General features: G+C 46.8%; 17 protein-coding genes and 2 pseudogenes. 3 read left to right on the top strand and 16 right to left on the bottom strand.

Annotated elements, in window-relative coordinates; genetic code table 11:
* Positions 1-130 precede the first annotated feature (130 nt).
* Together DESRU_RS04055 and DESRU_RS04050 are read left to right on the top strand one after the other, a co-directional pair.
* Positions 131-2,221, top strand: a pseudogene (locus tag DESRU_RS04055) (thioredoxin domain-containing protein).
* A gap of 66 nt (positions 2,222-2,287) precedes the next feature.
* Positions 2,288-3,637 (top strand): ATP-binding protein, encoded by a 1,350-nt coding sequence (locus tag DESRU_RS04050; protein ID WP_013840849.1) that lies wholly within the window; start codon positions 2,288-2,290, stop codon positions 3,635-3,637.
* 85 nt (positions 3,638-3,722) lie between these two features.
* Here the strand turns inward: DESRU_RS04050 and DESRU_RS04045 are convergent, their stop codons facing one another.
* The 14 genes and pseudogenes from DESRU_RS04045 to DESRU_RS03980 all read right to left on the bottom strand — a co-directional run bounded on the left by DESRU_RS04045 (position 3,723) and on the right by DESRU_RS03980 (position 18,477).
* A complete protein-coding gene (locus DESRU_RS04045) occupies positions 3,723-4,112 on the bottom strand; it encodes a hypothetical protein (protein ID WP_013840848.1) in 390 nt (129 codons plus the stop codon).
* A gap of 86 nt (positions 4,113-4,198) precedes the next feature.
* Positions 4,199-4,936: a polysaccharide deacetylase family protein gene (locus tag DESRU_RS04040; RefSeq protein ID WP_238446358.1), complete on the bottom strand. Its 738-nt coding sequence runs from the start codon at positions 4,934-4,936 to the stop codon at positions 4,199-4,201.
* A gap of 116 nt (positions 4,937-5,052) precedes the next feature.
* Positions 5,053-6,051 carry an HD-GYP domain-containing protein gene (locus DESRU_RS04035; protein ID WP_013840846.1) on the bottom strand — a complete coding sequence of 333 codons (999 nt, stop codon included), beginning with the start codon at positions 6,049-6,051 and terminating at the stop codon, positions 5,053-5,055.
* A 103-nt stretch (positions 6,052-6,154) separates the two neighbouring features.
* Complete coding sequence (locus DESRU_RS04030) at positions 6,155-7,717, bottom strand: methyl-accepting chemotaxis protein (protein WP_013840845.1); 1,563 nt, start codon at positions 7,715-7,717, stop codon at positions 6,155-6,157.
* A 119-nt stretch (positions 7,718-7,836) separates the two neighbouring features.
* Positions 7,837-8,565 (bottom strand): metallophosphoesterase, encoded by a 729-nt coding sequence (locus DESRU_RS04025; protein WP_013840844.1) that lies wholly within the window; start codon positions 8,563-8,565, stop codon positions 7,837-7,839.
* A gap of 101 nt (positions 8,566-8,666) precedes the next feature.
* Entirely contained in the window at positions 8,667-9,545 is an 879-nt protein-coding gene (locus DESRU_RS04020) for a glycosyltransferase family 2 protein (RefSeq protein WP_013840843.1), read from the bottom strand.
* Between the two features lie 159 nt (positions 9,546-9,704).
* Positions 9,705-11,945, bottom strand: a complete 2,241-nt coding sequence (locus DESRU_RS04015; RefSeq protein WP_013840842.1) for a YcdB/YcdC domain-containing protein — start codon at positions 11,943-11,945, stop codon at positions 9,705-9,707.
* A 154-nt stretch (positions 11,946-12,099) separates the two neighbouring features.
* Entirely contained in the window at positions 12,100-12,438 is a 339-nt protein-coding gene (locus DESRU_RS04010) for a P-II family nitrogen regulator (protein WP_013840841.1), read from the bottom strand.
* A 35-nt stretch (positions 12,439-12,473) separates the two neighbouring features.
* Entirely contained in the window at positions 12,474-13,868 is a 1,395-nt protein-coding gene (locus DESRU_RS04005; protein ID WP_013840840.1) for an ammonium transporter, read from the bottom strand.
* A gap of 278 nt (positions 13,869-14,146) precedes the next feature.
* Positions 14,147-14,485 (bottom strand): P-II family nitrogen regulator, encoded by a 339-nt coding sequence (locus DESRU_RS04000; protein ID WP_013840839.1) that lies wholly within the window; start codon positions 14,483-14,485, stop codon positions 14,147-14,149.
* 203 nt (positions 14,486-14,688) lie between these two features.
* On the bottom strand, positions 14,689-15,261 hold the full coding sequence (locus tag DESRU_RS03995; protein WP_013840838.1) for an ANTAR domain-containing response regulator: 573 nt from the start codon (positions 15,259-15,261) through the stop codon (positions 14,689-14,691).
* 16 nt (positions 15,262-15,277) lie between these two features.
* Positions 15,278-16,390 carry an alanine racemase gene (gene alr / locus DESRU_RS03990; protein ID WP_013840837.1) on the bottom strand — a complete coding sequence of 371 codons (1,113 nt, stop codon included), beginning with the start codon at positions 16,388-16,390 and terminating at the stop codon, positions 15,278-15,280.
* 164 nt (positions 16,391-16,554) lie between these two features.
* Positions 16,555-17,672 (bottom strand): annotated as a pseudogene (gene ald, locus DESRU_RS03985) (alanine dehydrogenase).
* A 289-nt stretch (positions 17,673-17,961) separates the two neighbouring features.
* The gene (locus tag DESRU_RS03980; protein ID WP_013840836.1) at positions 17,962-18,477 is read right to left on the bottom strand and encodes a DUF3189 family protein; all 516 of its coding nucleotides are present in this window, start codon (positions 18,475-18,477) and stop codon (positions 17,962-17,964) included.
* Between the two features lie 240 nt (positions 18,478-18,717).
* On the opposite strand from DESRU_RS03980, the gene DESRU_RS03975 reads away from it, so the two are divergent.
* Positions 18,718-20,130: an IS1182 family transposase gene (locus DESRU_RS03975; RefSeq protein ID WP_013840835.1), complete on the top strand. Its 1,413-nt coding sequence runs from the start codon at positions 18,718-18,720 to the stop codon at positions 20,128-20,130.
* 70 nt (positions 20,131-20,200) lie between these two features.
* Here the strand turns inward: DESRU_RS03975 and DESRU_RS03970 are convergent, their stop codons facing one another.
* Together DESRU_RS03970 and DESRU_RS03965 are read right to left on the bottom strand one after the other, a co-directional pair.
* Positions 20,201-20,767: a hypothetical protein gene (locus tag DESRU_RS03970; RefSeq protein ID WP_013840834.1), complete on the bottom strand. Its 567-nt coding sequence runs from the start codon at positions 20,765-20,767 to the stop codon at positions 20,201-20,203.
* 405 nt (positions 20,768-21,172) lie between these two features.
* On the bottom strand, positions 21,173-22,966 hold the full coding sequence (locus DESRU_RS03965) for a MutS family DNA mismatch repair protein (RefSeq protein ID WP_013840833.1): 1,794 nt from the start codon (positions 22,964-22,966) through the stop codon (positions 21,173-21,175).
* Between the last annotated feature and the right edge of the window lie 82 nt (positions 22,967-23,048).

The following is a 23,048-nucleotide window of genomic DNA, read 5'->3' as shown; positions in this document are numbered from 1 at the left end:
TTATGTTCAGAAGCAAATAATGAATGGAGTTAAAAAGTCATTCTTTACCACAAATTGATGTTAATATATAAAGTAGTATCTTTTATTGTGGGGATAATAAATTAAAAAGATATAGAAGGAAGGTGATAAAATGACTAACAAGAATGTTGTACCCAATAGATTGATAAACGAGAAATCGCCTTATCTGTTACAGCATGCTCACAATCCTGTTGATTGGTTCCCATGGAGTCAAGAAGCGTTTGATAAAGCAAAAGCTGAGGATAAGCCGATATTTCTTTCTATTGGGTACTCATAGTGTTGGTTATAGAAACCAACTTGCCATTGGTGTCATGTCATGGAACGGGAATCCTTTGAGGACCTGGAAGTAGCCGAGCTTTTAAATCAAAATTTTATTGCCGTTAAAGTAGACCGGGAAGAACGTCCGGATGTTGACCAGATTTACATGAGCGTTTGCCAGGCTCTGACCGGTCAAGGGGGCTGGCCTTTAACCATCATCATGACGCCGGAACAAAGACCCTTTTTTGCCGGAACTTATTTCCCCAAGCATTCCAAGTACGGTCGACCGGGGTTAATGGATGTTCTGGAGCAAATTGCCCAGCTCTGGCAAAGCGAGCAGCCAAAGCTTTTAGAAATCGGCAATCAGCTTACCTCTAAAATCCAGGCGGAAGTGGGAGCCAGACCGGGAACTTTGCCAGCGGATGTTCTGGACAAAGCTTACCAGCTTTTCCTCCGCAGTTACGATACCCGTTACGGCGGCTTCGGCGATGCGCCGAAATTTCCTACCCCGCACAATCTCATGCTGCTGCTGCGCTACTGGAAGAAAACCGGTGAGCCAAAGGCTTTGAGTATGGTGGAAGAAACGCTGGATTCCATGCACCGGGGCGGCATTTACGATCATGTTGGTTTTGGGTTTGCCCGGTATTCCACCGACCGGCAATGGCTGGTGCCGCACTTTGAAAAAATGCTCTATGATAACGCCCTGTTGGCCATGGCTTATCTGGAAACCTATCAAATCAACCGCAACGCCCGCTTCGGTCGAATAGCCAAGGAGATTTTCACTTATGTATTGAGGGACATGACTTCCCCCGAGGGAGCTTTCTTTTCCGCAGAGGACGCTGATTCCGAAGGGGCAGAGGGCAAATTTTATGTCTGGCAGCCCCGGGAGGTTTATGATATCCTGGGTCCAATCGACGGCGAGTTATTTTGCCGTTATTATGACATCACCGAAGAAGGCAATTTTGAAGGAGCCGGCATACCTAACCTGATTCACCAGGACCCTGTAAAATTTGCCGGGGAATTGGATATTGATCTGAAAGACCTGGTGGAAGGGCTGGAGAAATGCCGGAAAATCCTGTTTACCGAGCGTGAGAAGAGAATCCATCCGCACAAGGATGATAAAATCCTCACCTCCTGGAACGGCTTGATGATTGCCGCCCTGGCCATGGGAGGCAGGATTCTGGGGGACGAGCAATATACCCGAGCGGCGGCCCGGGCCATGAAGTTTATTGAGCAAAGCCTGCGCCGGCAGGACGGCCGCCTGCTGGCCCGCTACCGACAGGGGGAAGCCGCCTACCCCGCCTACCTGGAGGATTACGCCTTTGCGGTATGGGGACTTTTGGAGCTTTACGCCAGCACCTACGAATCGGCTTATGTTCAACGGGCGATGGAATTGACGGAGGATATGATTGAATTATTCTTTGACCGGGAAAATGGCGGCTTTTTCTTTTACGGTAAGGACAGCGAACAACTGCTCAGCCGACCCAAGGAAATTTATGACGGGGCCATCCCCTCGGGGAATTCCGCAGCCACCGTAAATCTCCTGCGTTTAGCCCGCCTTACTGGCAATGACAAATACCAGCAAATAGCCGAAAAACAGTTTAGGACTTTTGCCGGAAATTTGGGGTCTTATCCCGCCGGCCATGCCTTTTTCCTGGTTGGCGCCTACCTGAATCAGGAAGCACCGCTGGAAATCGTTTTATCCGGAAAGAATTCCGCTCCGGACTTAAAGCACATGATTGCGGCGGTACAGCAAAAGTTTCTTCCCAATGCTGCGATCCTGGTTCGCTTGGAAGACCAAATAAATGATCAAGTCGAGTCTCTGCTGCCCCTCCTGAAGGAAAAAGCGGCGCAGGGCGGCAAAGCCACGGCCTATGTTTGTAAAAATCTTGCCTGCCGGCCGCCGGTCACCAATTTAAAGCAATTACTGGAGATCATTTCCTAGATTCGGCAGGGTTACGGCGGAACCATGTAGAATAACCGGTTATACAAGCACCGGAGGCGAAGCATATTGAACAGAAATGACATTTCACCCTTGTATCAATCCCTTCATTGTTTAACTCTCTTTCAAGATATACAGGAGAATCAGGCAATAAAGATTTTTGCCGGCATTACCGGCGCTGCCGCTGAAAACGGTTTTTTACCCGAGGAAAAGCTGGCAGACTATCACCGTATGGGAAAAGTCTTGCTGGAAGCCTTTTCTTCCAAACTGTCACCCCCGGCGGGGAATCCCTGGCAAAACCATCTGTTAAACTTGATTTTACTGGATGATAACCCTTTTACCCGGGCGGCGGCTGAAGGCAGCCCGATCTCTCCGGCTTTAAGAGAAGCCTGTCTGCATGATTTAAGGATACTGCAGACTCTTTGTGAGCAAGGTTTAGAAATTTTAGATGAAATTTTTCAAGTCTGCCCGGGTTATTTTAAGATGAACGGGTTCATCAGTTCTCCGGCTTCCGGCGACCTATCTGTAACTTCTTCTGCCGGCAGGCTCTTAGAGATGAAGCAGCGCCTGCTTCAGTCCGACCACTGGCCGGGCCTGTTGGATGACCTACTTTCCTTCTACCCCCGGGTTGGCTTAGGCGATTTTGCTCTCTACTGGGCCTTTCACTGGGAGGAGACCCCTTCGGGCTACAGGCTGAGCGGCATTGAGAAACCCGATCCCATACGCTTCCAGCAGTTGATCGGCTATCAGCGTCAACGTCAGCAGGTCATCGATAATACCGAACGACTGCTGGAGGGCCTAACAGCCCATCATTTGTTGCTTTATGGAGACCGGGGCACAGGAAAGTCCTCTACCGTAAAGGCATTGCTGCACGAATACGGGCCTTCCGGTCTGCGGTTGGTGCAGGTATCGAAAAAGAATCTGGGCAGCCTCCAGCAACTGACCCGCTATCTGCGTAAAATTCCCCTGAAATTTATTATCTTTATTGATGATCTTTCCTTTGAAGAAAAGGAGACTGAATACAAGGAATTTAAAACCCAAATGGAAGGCAGCCTGGAGCAGCAGCCCTCCAACCTGCGGATTTATGTTACCTCCAATCAGCGGAATCTGATTAAAGAATATTTTACCGACCGCAAACTGGAGACAACCCGAGGCGGTGAAGTACACCCGGGGGATACCGCCCAGGAAAAACTATCTCTGGCGGATCGCTTTGGGTTAAAAGTCACCTTCCAATCCCCGGACAAAATGGCCTTTTTAAACATTGTACGGGAACTGGCCCGGCAGGAAGAAATTATGCTGGACTCTGAAACCCTTGAAAAGCTGGCCCTGCAGTGGATTCTCTGGCACAATGAGCGGTCCGGTCGAACCGCCCGCCAGTTTATTGATCACCTCAAATACCGGGATAATATTGATTTTTAAACTTAGCCTGCCCTCAATGTTAAAACCTCCAGTCCACTTTTACCGTGGCCTGGAGGTTTCTTGTTCAGCAGTCTTCTATTGTGTCTTATACATCCGGATGCTTCTCCTGCTCCAGCATCACCTGAATTAAAGCATCCAATTCCTCATCGGTTATTCCCTCGGCAGCCTGGTCTTTATGAATGCGAAGAAAGGGAACAAGCTGACCATTTAGCAATTTTTGCTGATCAAAAACATTCAAACGGGAGAGAATGCGTCTGGGTCCCACCACATCGTCCCCCCAAAAATAATAGGCGTTAATCTCCAGGGCCATGGCAATGGCCTGAGTAATGGCCAAATGGGAAGCTTTCTTAGAGTTAAATTGTTTGAGCCCTTCTATATCCGAAACTTCCAGCATGGTCCGCCGGGCTAACTCCTCCATGGATACTTTTCTTAATTCTAAAATTTCCTGCACCTTTGGTAATATATTTTTGGCCAAGGGTCGCCCTCCTGAAAAGTAGTGTTGTCATTAGTATGCTAGGTTTTCCTGGACTAGCATACTAAGAATTGACCTTAATCCTAAACTTATAACTCCTGAAGCTCATTGACCGTCACAAATGTGTATCCTACATTTGATAGTGCTTGTAAGACCCCTTCAATGGCTTGAAGTTCTTTACCAGTATCATCATACATTGGATGCATCAAGATTATAGAACCTGGCTTTATATTATCCTTCACATAATTCACTTTATCAGCAACAGTAGTGTAATAGGTATCTGGTTCTATACTCCAAGTAATGGTATCTCTATTATGCTTCTTTAGGTAATATGGCAATCCTATAAGTTTTTTTCCGTTTGGTGGTCTGAAATCAATTTCACCTTTGTACCCAGTTTTTTGAATTAATTGGTCTGTTCTTTCAATTTCTTCCTTGATATAGGAAGGGGTTTTGAAAACCATTCGATTATGAGAATAGGTGTGATTTCCCATTTGATGACCTGCTTTGACAATTTTTTTAGCTTCCTCCGGGTATTTCTCAATTTCATTACCAATTAGAAAGAAGGTAGCCTTTACATTGTATTTATCTAATAACTGTAAAAGCTGATTTTTGTTCTTCGTTGGTCCATCATCAAAAGTCAAAGCTACTACCTTTTGATTTGTCTCCACCTGTTGAGTCAAACCTCCAAATAACTGGTATGTTCTTGAATTCATTAATTTATATGTTCCGAATAAGAGAAGACAAACGGATAGCATTCCAATTCCAACAATTATTAGTGTCTTTCTCATAAATAAGACCTTTCTGAAGTTTTTTAATAAGGTTTTCATTATAGCGGAATTCGACTATCACGCCAAAGCAAATTATTTTTTAGGGAGTAAAGATGATAAGGATATGAAGTCGTATCTTAGCCCAAGAATCTTCTAATGTTGAAAGGTCCCTTGTTTTAATCCGCAATCAGTCTAAGAAAATGTTTGACCACCTGGGGATCAAACTGGGAACCGGAGCAGCATTTTAACTCCTCCACAGCCTGTTCAATGGTAAAGCCTTTGCGGTAACTGCGGTCGGATGTCATGGCCTCAAAGGCGTCGGCTACTCCGATGATACGGCTGATTAAAGGAATCTCCTCTTTGGCCAGACCGTCCGGATAACCCCGACCGTCATAGCGTTCATGGTGTGCCCGAACAATGGGAACCAGGTGATTAAAAGTACCAATTTGTTTCAATATGTTGGCGCCGGTTACGGGATGTTCCTTAATCTTTTGGTATTCCTCGTCGGTTAATCGGCCCTGCTTGTTCAGGATGTGCTCGGGGATTCCTATTTTGCCTACGTCATGTACCAGGGCCGCCACGTAGACCAGTTGATCAAGGTCGTCAAGTCCCATGGCCCTGGTGATCATCTGGGCATATTCCGCTACCCGTTCCGAATGGCCCCGGGTGTAGTTATCCCTGGCCCCAATAGCTTCAGAAAAAGCCAACACCGTTTGTAAATGCTGGCTGTGAATTAATTCCTCCAGTTTTTCATTGGTGCGTTCCAGTTGGCGGCACAGGGTCAAATCTTTATCATAGCAATAAACAGCGGCCAGTCGGCCACGGGAATCCCGAAGAATTCCTGTGGTGGTAAGACAAACAAAAGATCCGTTCATTAAGGGGGATTTAATGCCCATTTCTTTTCCTTTAAACTCTCGTCCGGTTTCCAGGGTTTCGATGATGGGACTTAGATAATTCCCCTGGAAATCAAATTTACGTCCACCGTACACCGCCTCCACCAGGGGCTGTCCGAGCAACTGTTCATGCTTTATATTAAGCAGTTTGCTTAAAGCCGGGTTCATGGCAATAATAATGCCATGTTTATCAATAATCGTGATCAGGTCCTCGGAAGACTCCATAATTTCATATGTAAACTTATGCAGTTCAGGTATGAGGGTCGTGTAGGACTTTTGCAAGAATCTACCTCCCTGAGGAAATCTTATTTACAATTTTAACCCTTTTTCCTCTCATAAACAATAAAAAGGTTGCACGGGACACACGGCAACCTTTTTTACAATGCTACACTTTTAAGTGAGTAACCAGACTTTGAAATTCGTCTCCCATTCTGGCCAAATCCTGAGAGGCACTGGCAATTTGTTGCACCGTGGCATTAACCTGCTGGGTTGCTGCTGCCAGGGTTTGAGCGCTTTGGCTGTTTCGTTCGGCCCCCTGGGCAATTTCTTCAATGATGGAAACGGTGTCTTTCACCTGCTCCAGAATCTCTTTTAAGGACTGACCCGCGGCACTAACCACCCGGGTTCCTTCGTGAACTTCTCCAACCCCCAGTTTCATATCCTTAACCGCTTGTTCTGTTTCTCCCTGAATTTGGCTGATTATGGCACTGATTTCCTTGGCCGCCTGGGAAGACTGTTCGGCTAATTTCCGGACCTCCTCGGCTACAACGGCAAAACCTCTCCCCTGATCTCCCGCCCGGGCCGCCTCAATGGCCGCATTCAGGGCCAACAGGTTGGTCTGATCGGCAATGCCGGTGATAACATCCGTAATCTTGCCAATTTCCCGGGATCTTTCACCCAGTTGCAGAACTTGGCCGGCACTTTTGTCCACCCGGCTGACAATGGAATTCATCTTTTGCATGGCATGCTCTACCGCCTGATTCCCTTGTTCGGCTGAAATTTCCACACTGCGGGTAGCCTCCACGGCGTTAGCCGCCCCTGCCGCCTCCTGATTGGCGGAGCTGGCCATATCTGTGGTGGTACTGGTTATTTCCTCGACGCTGGCGCTAACCTCCTGGCTGGCTGCGGATAATTCCTGACTATGGGCCGCTAAACCGCTGCTTTTTTCCACCACCTGCCGGGTCATAAGATGGAGATTCTCAATCATGGTATTAAAGGCGGTGGCTAATTTGCCCAGCTCGTCTTGGGTTTTTACCTCCACCCGTTGGGTTAAATCGCCGGAGGCCACCACTTCGGTTTCCTTCACCAGTCGGTTGATGGGCTGCGTAACGGCACGAGAGGCCAAAATACTGAAGCCAATGCCCATGATTCCCAACACCACTGCAAAAATCAGGGCAATTTTCTTAGCCTCCTGGCTGGCACTCAGAGATAAGGTTTCGGCATTCTTAATCTCCTGCTGCTTGCCTGCCACATATTCGTCAATGGCTCCCTTTAACTGTGTGGACAGAGGGTCCAGCCTTTCGTCCTTGATCTGCCGGGCCTCTTCAATCCTTCCCTGTTCCACCAGGGGAACAATGCCGTTGGTAAACTCTTTTTCCATTTGTACATTCAGGTCTCTAACTTTGGTAAGCCTGTCCAAATTAATCTTCTGGCGAGTTATTTTTACCAGTTCTTCCTGCCGTTGCAGGCTTTCCTTAAATTTCTCTTGATATTGCTGTTTGTCCTCCTGGGAACCGGTAATCAGATATTCTTTAATAATCGAATTCTGTGCCTCTTCATCCAAATATACCTGGATACCCTGCATGGTGCGGAGATTGTGCTGCTGTAAACCGTCGATTTGCAGAGTTATCTGGTTTACCTTGTACACCATGACGGCAGCCAGTATGCCGGCCATTGCCAGTATGGTACAGTATCCCAGAATAATACGGGTGGTCAATTTCAATTTCAAAGCTGTTTCCCCTCCTTTGATGCATGTAAAACATTACCTTCAGGTACATTATATGACAAAACCATATTACAAATCATGAAATTTATGCAAGGATTAAATTTTCTTTTTCATCAAATTTTCTATATCTCTTTGATTATTACAGGGCTAAAATGAACATGATCGGCACTGACCAGATGAAACCGAATACCCCACGCTTCATCCGGCAAGCGGTATTTTCCGGCACGGTCGTGCAGGTGTCCGTAAACCACGGTCTTTACCCCATAATGACAAAGAATATCGATAAAGTCTGATCGGTCGTGGTTTTCATTGGTTGGCATAAAATGCATCATGACAACAATTTCGTAGGGTTTTTCTTTTACGCTTTGCAGGGAATTTTCCAAACGAATGAGCTCTCTTTTGTATATCTTTAAATCCTGTTCATCGAACTGGTACCCGTTTGGACAAGCCCAGCCCCTGCTGCCGCAAATAGCGATATTGCCCACCATCACATGATCATTTTGAATTACTTGGACATTTTCCGGCATCATTTTACGCACTTTGGAAATCCCCTGCCACCAGTAATCATGGTTGCCTGGGATGGCAACAATGGTTCCGGGCAATTTTCCCAGATAACCAATGTCATACTCCGCCTCTTCCAGCCGGGTGGCCCAGGAAATATCCCCGGGTAAAAGGACAATATCCCCGGGGTTCACCAGGGAATGCCAGTTCTCATAAATCTTGCGGTAGTGCTGGTGCCACTGGTAATTAAAAACATCCATGGGTTTATATAATTCAACTTCATCCCAGTTTTCCGGGTCAAAGGGCTTGGTTAAGGAAAGGTGCAAATCACTGATTCCAAAAAATTTCAATCAATCCCCCCCTTCCTGGGTCCTGGAACCCATCCTTTACACTTCCTTTATCTGGTACCTAGGGTTATCTTATGCTACCGGTTTAAGGGTTGTCAACCCGATTACAGCGGGATGAGAAATCTTTCCATAAACCAGTTATCATCGTTTTTTCTACGGTGAAAGTAAAGGGCTCTCTGTTCTAAGGCATCGCTTTCAAAGATGACTTCGGCAACCAACTGCCCGATGTTTTCCAAATCACTATACAAATTGATGACTTTACCAATTCTCGCGGGGTTAAAATGACTGATGGCCATACGGATGGCGTTATAGCCGTATTCCCCCAGGGTAACAGGATAGGGATGGCGCTTTCTAAAATGGTGCCTTACAATAATATCCGGATCCACTTCCACCCGGTAACCAAATAACCAGAGTCTTAAGGAAAATTCGGCATCTTCATAACCGTATACTCGAAAACCCCGTTCAAATCCTCCTACTTCATTAAAGGTTTCCCGGGTAACTGCCAGGCAACCTCCGGGAGCAATGGGCACTTCCGCCACCTTCCCCGGATGGGGCAGCCATTTTGCCTCCAGATCCTCATTCCAGGTCATGCCATAACCCACAGCAGATTTTTCTCCCATGTTGGCAATACCCGGAGACACTGCCCCAGCCCCCCGGACCAAGAGCCCCTCAACAAGACCTTCCAGCCAGCCGGGTGCCACGGTAATGTGCGCATCACAAAATACCAGCACATCACCGTCAGAGCGTCTGGCCCCCAAATTTCTGGCGTTGGAGGAGCCGATGCCCGTTGTATTGATTAATTTAACACCTGGCAAAGAACTCCTGTGGCTCTGCAGAAATTTACAGCAGCCATCGGTTGATCCGTCATTAATCACAATAATTTCGTAGGGCAGCGGACTGCCGGTCTCCATAATTGACTCAAGGGTTGCCTTAATTAGATCTCCCTCATTTTTACAAGGAATAATGATTGACGCCCTGGCCATTCATTCCCCTCCATTTCCGTCCTATCCTACTACATTCTATGTGCGGACGGGGTTACTCATTATCAATACCAACAGACTGCCCTTAAAAACTTATCCCCTTTTGATCTTAATAAAAAAGCACCTGCCTTTAAAAGCAGGTGCGGGAACAATCGTCTCTTGTTATTTTTGCACATTTAACATTCGCACAATGGAGGTGGCGGCATAACCCCGAGGGATTTTATCTCCGGGCTTAAACATATCACCGCTTTCCGTTTGTAACCCCAACCCCAGACTTAAAGCAACATAACCCCGCTGCTCTTCCGGAATTGCGTCGGCATCCTTGGATTTTAGAACATAAATGTCTTTTAGTTTGGCAGCCCCGTCGTAATCCAAAGTGTTAATCAGCAGTACGGCAAACTCCAGACGAGTCAGCTCTTGGTCTAAGTTCCCCGTCTCTCCGGGCTGGATGATTCCTTGACGAACGGCAGCATTAATGATCTTTTTTCTTCGCTCCTCTTTTTCCTTGTCGGACTGCAGCAGCTCATAGGGAGAGTCAACGTAGTCACCCCGGCTGGCCACCAGCAGTTCTAAGGCCTCTAACTTAGTGATATTCCGGTCGGGATAAAACTTGCCGTCCACACTACGGGCTATATTGGCTTGAGCCAGGGCTTTAATGGCGTCTTCCGCCGGATGTCCGGCAATATCCGAAAACTCGCTGGTTTGCTGGGGAGGCAGCGGTTCACCGTCCCAGCCCAGGCTGGTTCCCGTCCCGGCATCCACCATATAGGCATAGGAGAAGCTGTCTTTTAACCGGTAAACCAGGTACATCTGTGCTTCTTTACCCGCCACGGTAAGGCGCTGGTATTCCAGCGACAATCCGCCGTTGGCCAACAAAGCCTGCACAGCTTTCTCCGGACTCAATACATTATCGGGACTTGGAAAATTTAACTTCCACCAGTTCATCTGATAGCTGGTTATTTCTCCGGTGTAGGGATCCACCTGGATGTTAAAACCGTTACTGGGGAAGGAAAGACCGTTAACCAGCCGGGAATAATAAAAATTGTAGGCCCGGGGCAGAATTTTCCCCTTTAAAGGGATCACGTCGTCGGCCCGGCTCTGGACCAGTTTAACCTCTGTCCAGCGTTGAGGCTGCTGTTTTTTAATAAAAGCTTCGGCTGTCTGCCGGGCCTGTTCCAGAGTAATGCTGGGCTGACTGTCCAGAAGCTTTTCATATCTGGCATTATCCCACTTGCTAAAGGAAATTAACTCTCCGGTTACCGCATTAACATTGACATTCATGGATATGGGGGAAGACTCCCCCCCGCTCCAGTTGAAATTCCACAGTTTTACTTCCGGGAACTGATAATCCTGGGATAAGCGGCTTTCCTCTTCTTTTAACCCGCCGGGAATGGTTACCGCCCTTTTAGCCAGTTCCAGCGCCTTCTCCCGGGTAAGCAGGTTTGCAATCTTATCCACTTCCGCCTGTTCGATAGGAGATAAATTGTCCGCTGGGGCGCTTCCATTCCGGCCTGCGGCCTTCGCCATCATCTCGGCGTCGAAAGCCCGATAATAACCGTCATTCTCCAGAACTTTACCGGTCAGGGCGTCAATGGCCATATCCCGGCCGTTCTTGACCTGGTACACCAGTTTTACCGGGGCATCCTTCACTCCGTAAACGCGGGCTCTGAAATAGACCAATTCCACCTGCTGGCCAAAGATTTTTTGGGCTTGATCCAAGCTGATTTTTTGGCCCGCCCCAGGAAAAGTCAGGTTTTCATCCCAGTTCAGGTTAAAACCCACCAGTTGGCCGGTATCCCCGTTAATCCGTATATAGATATTATTGTCAGCATAGGGTATGCCGTTAACCATCCTGGAAAAGGAATAATCATGCTCTACCGATCCTCGTTCGCCATAACCATAATAAAGCTGCTCCTGGTTAGGCTTTAATTGGGTTTGTCCAGCGTAACGAGGGGCTAATTTTTGCAGCCATTCCTGAGCCAGCTTTGCCCCATCCTGATAGGAATAGCGGGGTAAGCCGCTGTACTTCTGTCCCGGCGGCGGCGATTCCCAGCGGTCCATCCCTATCACTTCGCCGGTGCTGGCATTGACACGGACCGAAACATTGGCATTGGGCTCCTTGGTACGGTTCCAGTTCAGACTCCACTCGGTTCTACCCGCCGCATCGGTGTTGAAACCGCTTTCAAAACGGTCAAAATCACCGGAAATGGCAAACAAGCTTTTGGCCGTTGCAATGGCCTGGTCCAAGGGCACCTTGGCTTGGGCGGCATCCCCCTTCACCTTAACCGGAGCCGGAGCCGGCATTTTGATTGCCTCCACTTCCGCATAGGCAGTTAGAGGATTCAGCAGCAAACCGGTAGCCAAACAACCAGCCACTAACGAATGAACTACTTTTTTCGACAAGTTCCATTCCTCCATTTTAGGAAATTGATACCTTTAAGACGTTTAATGGAAAGGTTTCGTTGCAACCCTGAAAGATTTTTACAAAAAAATTGCTCCGGAACTTTGCCCGGAGCCAGAAGGTATTTATATGGAGGAGTGTATGTTTTAACATGGTTTAGATGGCTAAATCACCTTGATCGCCGGTGCGAATACGAATGGCGTTGGTCACCGGATAGATAAATATTTTTCCGTCACCGATTTCGCCGCTACGGGCCGCGTCACAAATAACCTTTACACATCCATCCACTTTGCTGTCCTGCACAATGACCTCAACCTTAATTTTGGGCAGCAGGTTAATGCTGTATTCTGTGCCCCTGTATACTTCTTTGCGGCCCTTTTGATGACCGCAACCAATTACCTGGGAAACCGTCATACCATGAATGCCGGCGTTATTGAGCGCATCCTTTACATCTTCCAGTTTACCGGGGCGGACGATTGCTTCAATTTTCGTCATTTAAATTCCTCCTTATCATCGCATCTGGATTAAACCTATACGGATTTAGGCACCCCGCTAATGCCGGATACGGGTTCTTTCGCAGAACTAATTAACGAACCGCCAAGGGCATCGCCCAGAACGTAGCCGTTTTCACCATGGACCGTAGCATCCAAACCAATTACTTCATCATCGGCGGATACTCTCAGGCTGCAGAACAGGCTCACCACTTTCAGGATAACGAAGGTGCCGATGGCGGCAAAGGCAACCGTCGCAACCACCCCGATGATTTGAGGAACCATTTGGGCTGCATTACCGTAAAACAAGCCATTCTGACCCGCTTCATTGACAGTGGTGGTGCAGAATAATCCGGTGGCGATAGCACCCCAGGTACCACCAACGCCGTGAACACCGAAGGCATCTAAAGAATCGTCATAACCAAATTTGGCTTTGACCACAGCAACTGCAAAGTAGCACAGGGGACCAACCACCAGACCCAGGAGAATAGCGGCCATAGGAGTTACAAAGCCGGCAGCGGGAGTGATGGCCACCAGGCCGGCTACCGCACCGGAAACACAACCTAGTACCGTGGGTTTGCCGCGATGCATCCATTCTGCCGCTACCCAAGAGAGACCCCCTACGGCGGCACAAATGTGGGTTACCAGAAAAGCACTGGCGGCCAAACCGTTGGCGGCCAAGGCACTGCCCGCGTTAAATCCAAACCAGCCAAACCAAAGGAGCGCAGCGCCCAGAACCGTCATGGGCAGATTATGAGGAACCAGCGGTTCACTGCCGTAACCTTTCCTTCTGCCGATGACCAGGGCTGCCACTAAGCCGGACACCCCGGAACTGATGTGTACAACGGTACCACCGGCAAAGTCCAGAGCTCCCAGTTGGAACAACCAGCCGCCGCCCCAAACCCAGTGAGCCAAAGGAGCGTAAATAATGGCAACCCATAAAGTAATGAAAGCAATAAAGGCGGGAAAATTCATTCTTTCAGCAATAGAACCGCTGATAATGGCAACGGTAATAATTGCAAACATCAACTGAAAAGCTACAAAAAGAAAGTGTGGAATGGTCATAACCCCAAGAGCCGCTTCCGGCCCTACGCCGTTAAGTCCCAAAAAGGAGGTGCCGCCGATCCAACTGTTAAGGGCTTCGCTTCCAGCGGTACCAAAGGCAAAGGAGTAGCCAAACAATACCCAGACAATACTTACTACAGAAATAACAATAAAGCTCAACATAATGGTGCTAAGAACATTTTTCTTGCGCACCATGCCACCGTAAAATAAGGCCAGACCGGGAGTCATAATCATAACTAAGGCTGCACAGATAAGAATGAAGGCCGTATCCCCAGTGTCAATGGCAGGTGCTTCGGCGGCCCAGGCTATGCCGGGCAGCAGCAGCAATGCCAGCATTGCCAACATGAATGTTTTGAGTCGACTTCTCATAAATAAACCCTCCTAAATATGGATTTTTATAATTGCAGAAGGCCTTTTAGCGGGTACCCTTTTGTCTAAAAGGACTTCACATTAATAACGAAGGCGTTCAATCCAAGGGAAGATTTTTTCCCTGGATTAAGCGCCATCGCTAATAACACTACTTTGTGTTTAACCGGTATTTTATTTAGATTGTTCATGATGGGAACAAAAAATGCCCTCTGGGAAAGGCGGACTAACCTTACTCCAGAGGGCATCTTTGCCCAAGAATTATTCATTTAACCTTGCTTTTATAGTGCTTCGTTGCCCGATTCACCGGTACGGATCCGAATGGCATTGGCCACCGGATAAATAAAGATTTTACCGTCTCCCACTTCTCCGGTGCGGGCAACCTTGGCAATTAACTCAACCACTTCATCCACCTGGTGATCCCGGAGGACAATTTCAAGCTTAATTTTCGGCAACAAATTGATGGTATATTCCTGGCCCCGGTAAACACTCACCCGGCCCTTTTGTTTGCCGCAGCCCATCACCTGAGATACGGTCATTCCTTGGATACCATACTCATTTAAGGCTTCTTTTACTTCCTCCAGCTTGCTGGATCGAATGACGGCTTCAATTTTTTGCAAGATAACCCCTCCTACGAAATGGATCGCAAGGCAGGGAGTGGCAGAAAATTATAAAAACCCAATGTACGGAATGTTCCGTTCACTGGGCTTTCATCGGCCAGTTAAGCTTGGGGTACGCCATTGTCCCCTGCTGCTATTGTTAATTATAGGGGTTTCCCTCATCTTTGACAATGGTCTTTTTTTAGAAATAATGTATACATACATTAAATACCCATTTCATAGGCGGTTAAAATGGCTTCCGCCACAGACTTCATGGTGGTCCTCTTTTTCATAGCCGTTTGCTGGATGGCTTTGTAGGACTGTTCCTCGGTAAAGCCCTTTTGTTTCATCAGCACGCCCTTGGCCCGTTCCACGATTTTCCTGGAGTTGAGGCTTTCTTGCAGTTCATTTAGCTGCTGCTGCAATTGGGCCAAACGTTTATAGGAGGAAGCCGCTGCCTCCACGGCAGCGTAAACCTGGTCTTCCAGATAAGGACGCATTAAAAAAGCTGCGGTTACATCCCTGGCTCGTTCCACCAGCGCCTTATTTCCCTTGGACACCATTAAAACCGCAGGCGCCAGATTCTCTTCGGTGACAATTTTGGCCACCTGCATGCCGTCCAGCACCGGCAGCCGGTCATCCAATAAAACCACGTCCGGCGAAGTCGTCCGAATCGCCTTTAGTGCGGCCATGCCGTTGGCTGCCTCGGCCACTACATTGTAACCGCTTCGTATTAACATTGGTTTTATATTTCCCAGCTCACTTTTATCACCACTGGCCAGTACAACCCGTTTCACACATTCACTCTCCCGGTTACTCAATAAAGATCCGCGGAACCCTGCTCCCTACCAGGCATACCACTTCGTAGTTTATTGTGCCCAACCAAGCGGCCATTTCTTCAACGGGCAATTTTTCATCACCAAAAACAACCACTTCATCCCCCACCTGGACATCCGGTATGTGCCCCACATCCACCATACACTGATCCATGCAGACCCTTCCCACCACCGGCGCCTTTTGACCACGGATCAGAACCTGTCCCCGGGAAGAAAGCAACCGGGGATATCCATCGGCATAACCAAGGGGCAGGGAGGCGATCATGGTTTCCGCCGGTACGGTATAAGTACAGCCATAGCTGATTTTAGCCCCGGCCTGCATCTTTTTCAGATGGGAAACCCGGGTCTTTAGTACCATGGCCGGCTGTAAGCTTACCTTGGTGCGGTCGACCTCATCCGAGGGATACATCCCGTAAATTATAATCCCCGGGCGAACCATATCCAAGTGGGCTTCGGGAAGGTCGATGATGGCGGCGCTGTTGGCGCAATGACGAAGGGCAAAGGAAATCCCTTGGGTTTTCAGTTCTTCAACAAAGGATAAAAATTGATCCAATTGCCGGCGGGCATATTGCTTATCTTTTTCATCCGCCGTGGCAAAGTGAGTATAGATCCCTTCCAAAAAAAGGCCCTTCAAAGTATTTACTCTCTTTATCTCTTCAATTCCTTCCTTACCGGGCAAAAAACCCAGTCGACCCATACCGGTATCCACCTTTAAATGTACGGTCGCTTCCCGGCCCAACTTCTGGGCTGCGTCGGAAATGGTCTCCGCCATATCCCTGCGATATACCGTTATGGATATTTTATTATCAATGGCCTTTTCCAATTCCTCCGGCAAAATGAAGCCAAAGACCAGAATGGGCGCATCAATTCCCGCTTCCCGCAGCGCTAAGGCCTCACCCAGTCTGGCAACCGCCAATCTTGAAGCACCGGCCTCCAAAGAGGCCCTTGCCGCCGGAACACTGCCATGTCCATAACCGTTCGCTTTGAGCACCGCCATAATCTCTCTGTGGGGACCCACCAGTCTTCTTACTTCTTGGATATTGTGACGAATTGCTCCCAAGTTGACTTCCGCCCAGATAGGCTCGTTCATTTTTATCTACACCTTTCAGTAATTTGGCAAGGTTTTTTTTATTTTAACATAAAATCCTCGAAAAAGCTTGGCCCCGTCGCTGCGCAGCCGCCAATCAAAAACAGGAAGACCATTGATCTCACTGGACCAACAGCCTTCCTGTTTTCAAAAACAGAAAGCATGGATTAACCGATAATTCTTTCTAGGGGAGTGTATTCCAGATTCAGAGCGTCGGCCACGGCTTTGAAGGTGCAATAGCCACCGGTCACATTAACACCCTTGGCCAAAGCGCCGTTCTCCTGAACCGCCTTTAACCAGCCTTTGTTGGCCAACTGCAGGGCATAGGGAAGAGTGACGTTGGTTAAGGCAAAGGTAGAGGTCCGGGCAACAGCACCGGGCATGTTGGCTACGGAATAATGAATTACGCCAAATTTCTCATAAATGGGCTCGCTGTGGGTGGTTACCCGGTCAATGGTCTCAATGGACCCACCCTGATCAATGGCCACGTCCACAATTACGGACCCCGGTTTCATGGTCTTAACCATCGCCTCTGTTACCAGACGGGGCGCTTTGGCACCGGGGATCAGCACCGCTCCCACCAGCAAATCGGCCTTTTTAACAGCCTCGGCAATGTTGTAGCTGTTAGACATAACGGTGTTAATGCGTCCGCCAAACAAATCATCCAGGTAACGCAAACGGTCCACATTGACATCCAGGATGGTCACATTGGCTCCCAGGCCCATGGCCATTTTCGCTGCATTGGTACCCACGATACCGCCACCGACGATCACCACATTGGCTGCGGGAACTCCGGGAACCCCAGCCAGCAGCACACCCAAGCCGCCATAGGTTTTTTCCAGGTAGCGGGCGCCAATTTGAATGGACATACGGCCTGCTACTTCGGACATGGGAGTCAAAAGGGGCAGGGAACGATTATCCAACTGAATGGTTTCATAAGCCACACCGGTCACCTTTTTTTCAAAAGAGCTGCGGTTAATTCCGGTTCCGGAGCCAGATGCAGATAGGTAAAAAGCAATTGCCCTTCTTTAAAAAGATCATATTCAGCCGGCAGGGGTTCCTTCACTTTCATGATCATATCGGCCTGGCTATATACCTCTTTGGCTGTATCAAGTATGGTAGCGCCGGCTTCCAGATACGCCTCGTTGGTAATGCCGCTGCCAATACCGGCATTATTTTCAATAACAACCTGATGACCGCTATTCACCATGGCATGAACACCAGCCGGGGTAATGGCAACCCGGTTCTCATTGTTTTTAATTTCCTTTGGTACGCCTACTATCATAAAAGTCGCCTCCTCAGATTTCTGTATGGATTTATACTTAAGCAAGATTTATGCCAAAAAACAAAGGCGCAAAAAAACCGGCCTAAAAAACAAAAGAAAGACAAACGGAAATTTTTATTTCCATTAATCCATTTTTTTGCTTAATTACGGAAAGATAAAGTTCCAATATCGGAAAATATTATTTCCAGAAGATTAGAAATTGGAGCGAAATACTGATTATCCCATCGACAATTTCTTATACATTCAGAAAAACCCACACTAAATTCAAAGGTTCTCTCTCGGCAGATTCCTAGTAGGTACGCCCGTTTCTGCTGTTCAAAAGCAATAATACCGGTTCCTGCAAGGTTTTTGCCGACTCCTTGGTAAAATTGACTACTTCAACAATTTCCTTATAAGCTTGCTGCGCCCCCATCACCAGAAGGGGCACGCCGATTGAATCGATTCTCAATCTTCTTGATAAAAAGCCCCCTACCGTCATTGGTAAAGTAACCGTGGGCGTCATGTTAGACAGCAATATTTTCTCATTGACATTCCATTCCTGCTGCAGAAGCACAATAAGGTTTTTTAGACAGGGCAGCAATACCCTGGATGTACCCCTTCCCAGGCTGAATACCTTATTGCCCTCTTCATCCATACCCCGGTAAATAATCCTGCCCATATCTTTGCAGGACAGCTTATTAAAGTAATCCGTATTTAATATTTCGCTTTTAGTGGGAATTCGATCTTGAGGAAGTTTATTTAAATGAATCGCTGAGGCCAAGGAAGAGGAATGGGTTCCTCCGTAGCAATTATATATAAAAATCATCTTATCCCCCGGAGATTAATATTTTCTATGAACTTGATCCACTTATATTCTTGCTTCCACAACCTTTTTATTATTGCCAGAATGGAACAAATTAAGATTCCCATCCTTCATTTTTCCCTTGTTCTTAAGAGCAAATAAAAAGGTCTGAGAATCCAATTAAGGATTCTCAGACCTCAGACTGTCAAAAAAGGTCGGCCGATGGCCGGCCATTTTTGATAAAATGGAATGGGTGATGGAAAGATGCTTAAAAGAGAAAAACTAGAACGCAACGTAATGGAGATCGTGAATACAGACCTGCTGGTGCCGAACGATCATTTGTTGAGGCAAATCGACGGAAGCGTGGATTTCACAAGAATCTATGACTTGGTAGAAGAACTCTATTGCCCGGATAACGGCAGACCCAGCGTCGATCCGGTAGTGCTGTTTAAGATGGTCCTGATCCAGCATCTGTACGGGATCCGGTCGCTGCGGCAAACCGTAAAAGACATCGAAATGAACATCGCCTACCGCTGGTTCCTGGGCTATACCCTCAATGAACCCATTCCGCACTTTGCTACCATCAGCTACAACTTCAAGCAGCGCTACACCCCCCAGACCGTGGAACAAATCTTCACCTGGATCCTCTACGAAGCGGAGCGAGCAGGGTACCTAAAGCCGGAAGTGGTATTTATTGATGCGACCCATATCAAAGCCAATGCCAACCTCAAAAAGAAAGTAAAAAAGGCCATTCCCACCGCCGCCCGGGTCTATGAACAGCAACTGAGACAAGAGATCAATGCCGACCGGAAGGCCCATGGTAAAAAGCCCTTTGATGACGACGATTCCAGCGGCAGCCCCAAAGAAAAGATCCTTACCCAATCCACAACCGATCCGGAAAGTGGTGTTTTCCACAAAGGAGAGCATAAGCAATGTTTTGCCTACAGTGCCCACACGGTATGCGACCGGCATAACTTTGTGCTTGAAGTGGAAGTGACGGCCGGGAATGTCCATGACAGTGTGGTCTTTGATACCGTCTATGAAAAAGTGACGCAACGTTATCCTCAAATCCAAGTGATCACCGCCGATGCCGGATACAAAACGCCCTGGATCTGCAAAAGAATTTTTGATGATGGACGGGTGCCGTCCTTACCCTATAAACGACCGGTGACTAAAAAGGGAAACCATGAATGGTACAAATATGTCTACGATGAATATTACGATCAAATCCTCTGCCCGGAATACAAGCCTCTGAGCTATTGCACCACCAACCGTTACGGCTATCGGGAATACAAGAGCAGAAGCTACCGATGCGAAAAGTGTCCTACCCGGGAACGGTGTGTCGGGAACCGAAGCGGCCAAAAGACAGTCACCCGTCATGTGTGGCAGGATTATCTGGAACGCGCAGAGGATGTCCGGCATTCGCCGCTGGGGAAAGAGACCTATGCCTTGCGAAGTCAGACCATTGAACGGGTCTTCGCAGATGCCAAAGAGAAGTATGCCATGCGCTATACTCCCTATCGAGGCCTGGATCAGGTTAGCAATTGGGTCCGGCTTAAATTTGCTGCCATGAATCTCAAAAAACTGGCCATGTGGAAGTTTAAAGCTTCCTCTTCTTTTCTCTCTTCTCTTCACTTCTTTCTCTTTTATATCAAGAACCCCGTTTCTTTCGTTTGAAACGAGGTTCTTTGACAGTCTGAGGTCTGAGAATCCAATTAAGGATTCTCAGACCTTTTCTCTAGTTAGCTTATTTATTAAGATATTTATAAAGCTCTTCTTCCGGTACATAGATGGCTACACCATTGACCGTTCCAACTTTATAAACATGGCTGGTGCTTACATTTTTGTCGGGGTAATAATTTGTATAATCCCGGCCTTTTACAACCACATTCAGTGAAAAGGCCTTACCCCAGTTGTTATTATAAATTGTGATTTTACTGGTTCCGGATGCAATGGCTTTGTAAACGCCGGAGCCATAGGATCTTAGTACTTTCGAATTGCTTATAGAAATTTTGCCGCCAGAGCCATAGGAATCATCACGATATAAATAAATCTTGGTGTTAGGCTGTACATAAAAGGTCGCATTATTAGGATAGTTGGCTGTTATCTTGCCGTTTTTGCCAATAGAGTAACGAATAAAAATGCTTTTTTCCGCTACATCCTTGTAGTCCTTATAGTCCTTATAATCCCTGTAACTATAATTATCTGCAAAATAATAGGATTTGCTCACCGATACCGACGTAGCGGCCAGAGCTGCGGAACAGGAAGAAAACACAAAAATTACTGCTAACAGGATACTAAGTCTCTTTTTCATGCACATACTCCCTCCAATTTTAGTGCGTTCTTTACTCAAAAACTTCTAATTAACAGAAACCCGAACCATAGTTATTATAACACAATATTTCGTTAGCAAGTTATTTATTAATATAATATTAATATGTATTTAAATGCATTATTGGCATATCTTTCTAATATATTATTAATCCATCAACCATTTCTATCAAAAGGATAAAGGAAACAAAAACAATATAAAAAATAAAAAGGACTGTGCAAACACAGACTTTTCGAGGCCTTATTTCTAAAAACAATAGAACACGGATTTTACAGATTTCACGGATTCTTACGGATTTTTAATCAATTAAATCCGTAAGAATCCTTATTATCCGTTAAATCGGTGTTCTGTTTCTTCTAGGCGGTTGTTCGCTGTTATTTGTCTGTTTCAGACCTCAATACCAATGAGCTTCATTAAAGCAATGGCATTGGTGTTTTGAGAAATACCCGGTTTTAAACAATAGTCAAAGGTGATTTGGCCATTCACAATTTTATCTGTGAAATGATAGTTTTTAATGAATTCAGGATCTTCATCCGCCAATGTGCCCAGTTCTAAATCATGGGTGGTCACCAGACCAATGGTCGACAGTCTAGACAAGTTTTTAATTACGGTTTTAGCCCCAAAGATGCGATCCTTGGAGTTGGTTCCTTTAAAAATTTCATCCAGCAAAAAAATCATCGGTTTTTTGTCCTTGGCGGAATCAATGACCATTTTAACCCGCTTCAATTCCGCATAAAAGGTAGAAGTTTTTTGCTCAAGATTATCGTGTACCTGCATGCTGGTGTAAATTTTCATCAAAGAACATTTCATATTTTTAGCACACACGGGAGCTCCGGCATAAGCAAGCACTAAATTAATACCAATGGTTCTTAACAGGGTGCTTTTGCCCGACATGTTTGATCCGGTGATTACAAAGATGGTGCCGGGAATGGCTAAGGAAACATCGTTATGAACCCGGGAGTTCTTGCTGATTAACGGGTGGCCCAGGTCTGTTGCCGCAAAGCTGGGCTTGCCTTCGGTAACCACCGGATAAACCCACTCCGGATGATCATGAGCCAAAATAGCCAGGCTGGCCAAAGCCTCCAGTTCCCCAACGACCTGAAACCAGCCCTTTAAAGACGGTCCGGCCTGCTGTTTCCATTGTTCCAGCTTCCTCAGGGTAGATAAATCCCACAAGGTGGTTATATTGATCAATAAGTAGACAAAGGGTGAATAGCGAAGATTAATCCGGTCGGCAATTTTAGCCAGGGCCTGGATCTGCCGGGAAGCCTGCTGTTGAGTTAACAACTTGTCCTTTAAATCCAGCAGTAGGGGGGATTGAAAGTTTTCCCGCTCAATATGGCTCAACAAAGAAGAATATCGCTCCAGATGGGACACGGCACTTTGCGTCCTTCTAAACACCTGGGGAATAAATTTCTCACAATACACTACAATGAGAATTTGAGCAATTAACGGTAGGATGGCAACATAGACCGATACCTGTCGGGTTCCCGCTAAAATAAATAAAGTCAGGGTGAGCAGCGGCAGCAGCCAGATAAAAGAAGTGGTTTTTTTATTGATTAAGATGGCCTCTTCCTCAGCCCACTTAAATAAAGGAATTGGATCAAAATCCTGGCCTTCATTGCCCATACCGATGGCCTGAAAATGCTGACGCCAATCCAGTTTACGCCCCAGCTCCTGGACGGCCGGTTGACGCAGAGCGATTTCCTGCAGGGATGATTCTTTGCTCAATAATTTTGCCAGACTTTCTTTGCCTAATAAAGAAGTGGCCGCGTTCACTTTTTGATATAACGACCCCCGGCCGAAGATATTTAGATCCTGGGAGTAGCGGTGATCCGGATCGGTAAATTTTTCCCCTGTGTCTATAAACGTGGTCCATTGATCGGAAAGACGCAGCAAGGCAGCCTCATTAATTTGGATCATTTTGATCAAGTAAGTTATTTTATTTCTGATTCCCTGATGCTTCACCACCAAGATAAGAAATAGTAAAATCAGCGGAACAGGATAAAAAAGATAATAAGATAATTGATAAAAATAACCAAAAACCAAAATAGCAACGATGATTAACCCGATTAAACCACGAAATAAAACAAGGGTGTTGTCCTTTTTCTTTTCATGGGCCAGTTGGTCCTCAAAGTCCGCTTTCCTTGTTTGATAAATACTCTCTATTTTATCTGCCATATGTTTTCTCCATAAAGTAGAATTTTTCACTTAACCAGCTTGTACTTTTTATAGCCCTTCTCCGGGAAGGCAATCCGTTGAT

The sequence above is a fragment of the Desulforamulus ruminis DSM 2154 genome (assembly GCF_000215085.1).
GTDB classification, from domain to species: domain Bacteria; phylum Bacillota; class Desulfotomaculia; order Desulfotomaculales; family Desulfotomaculaceae; genus Desulfotomaculum; species Desulfotomaculum ruminis.
Note: the sequence above shows the minus strand (reverse complement) of the source record. Positions and strands in the feature narration are given on the sequence as shown.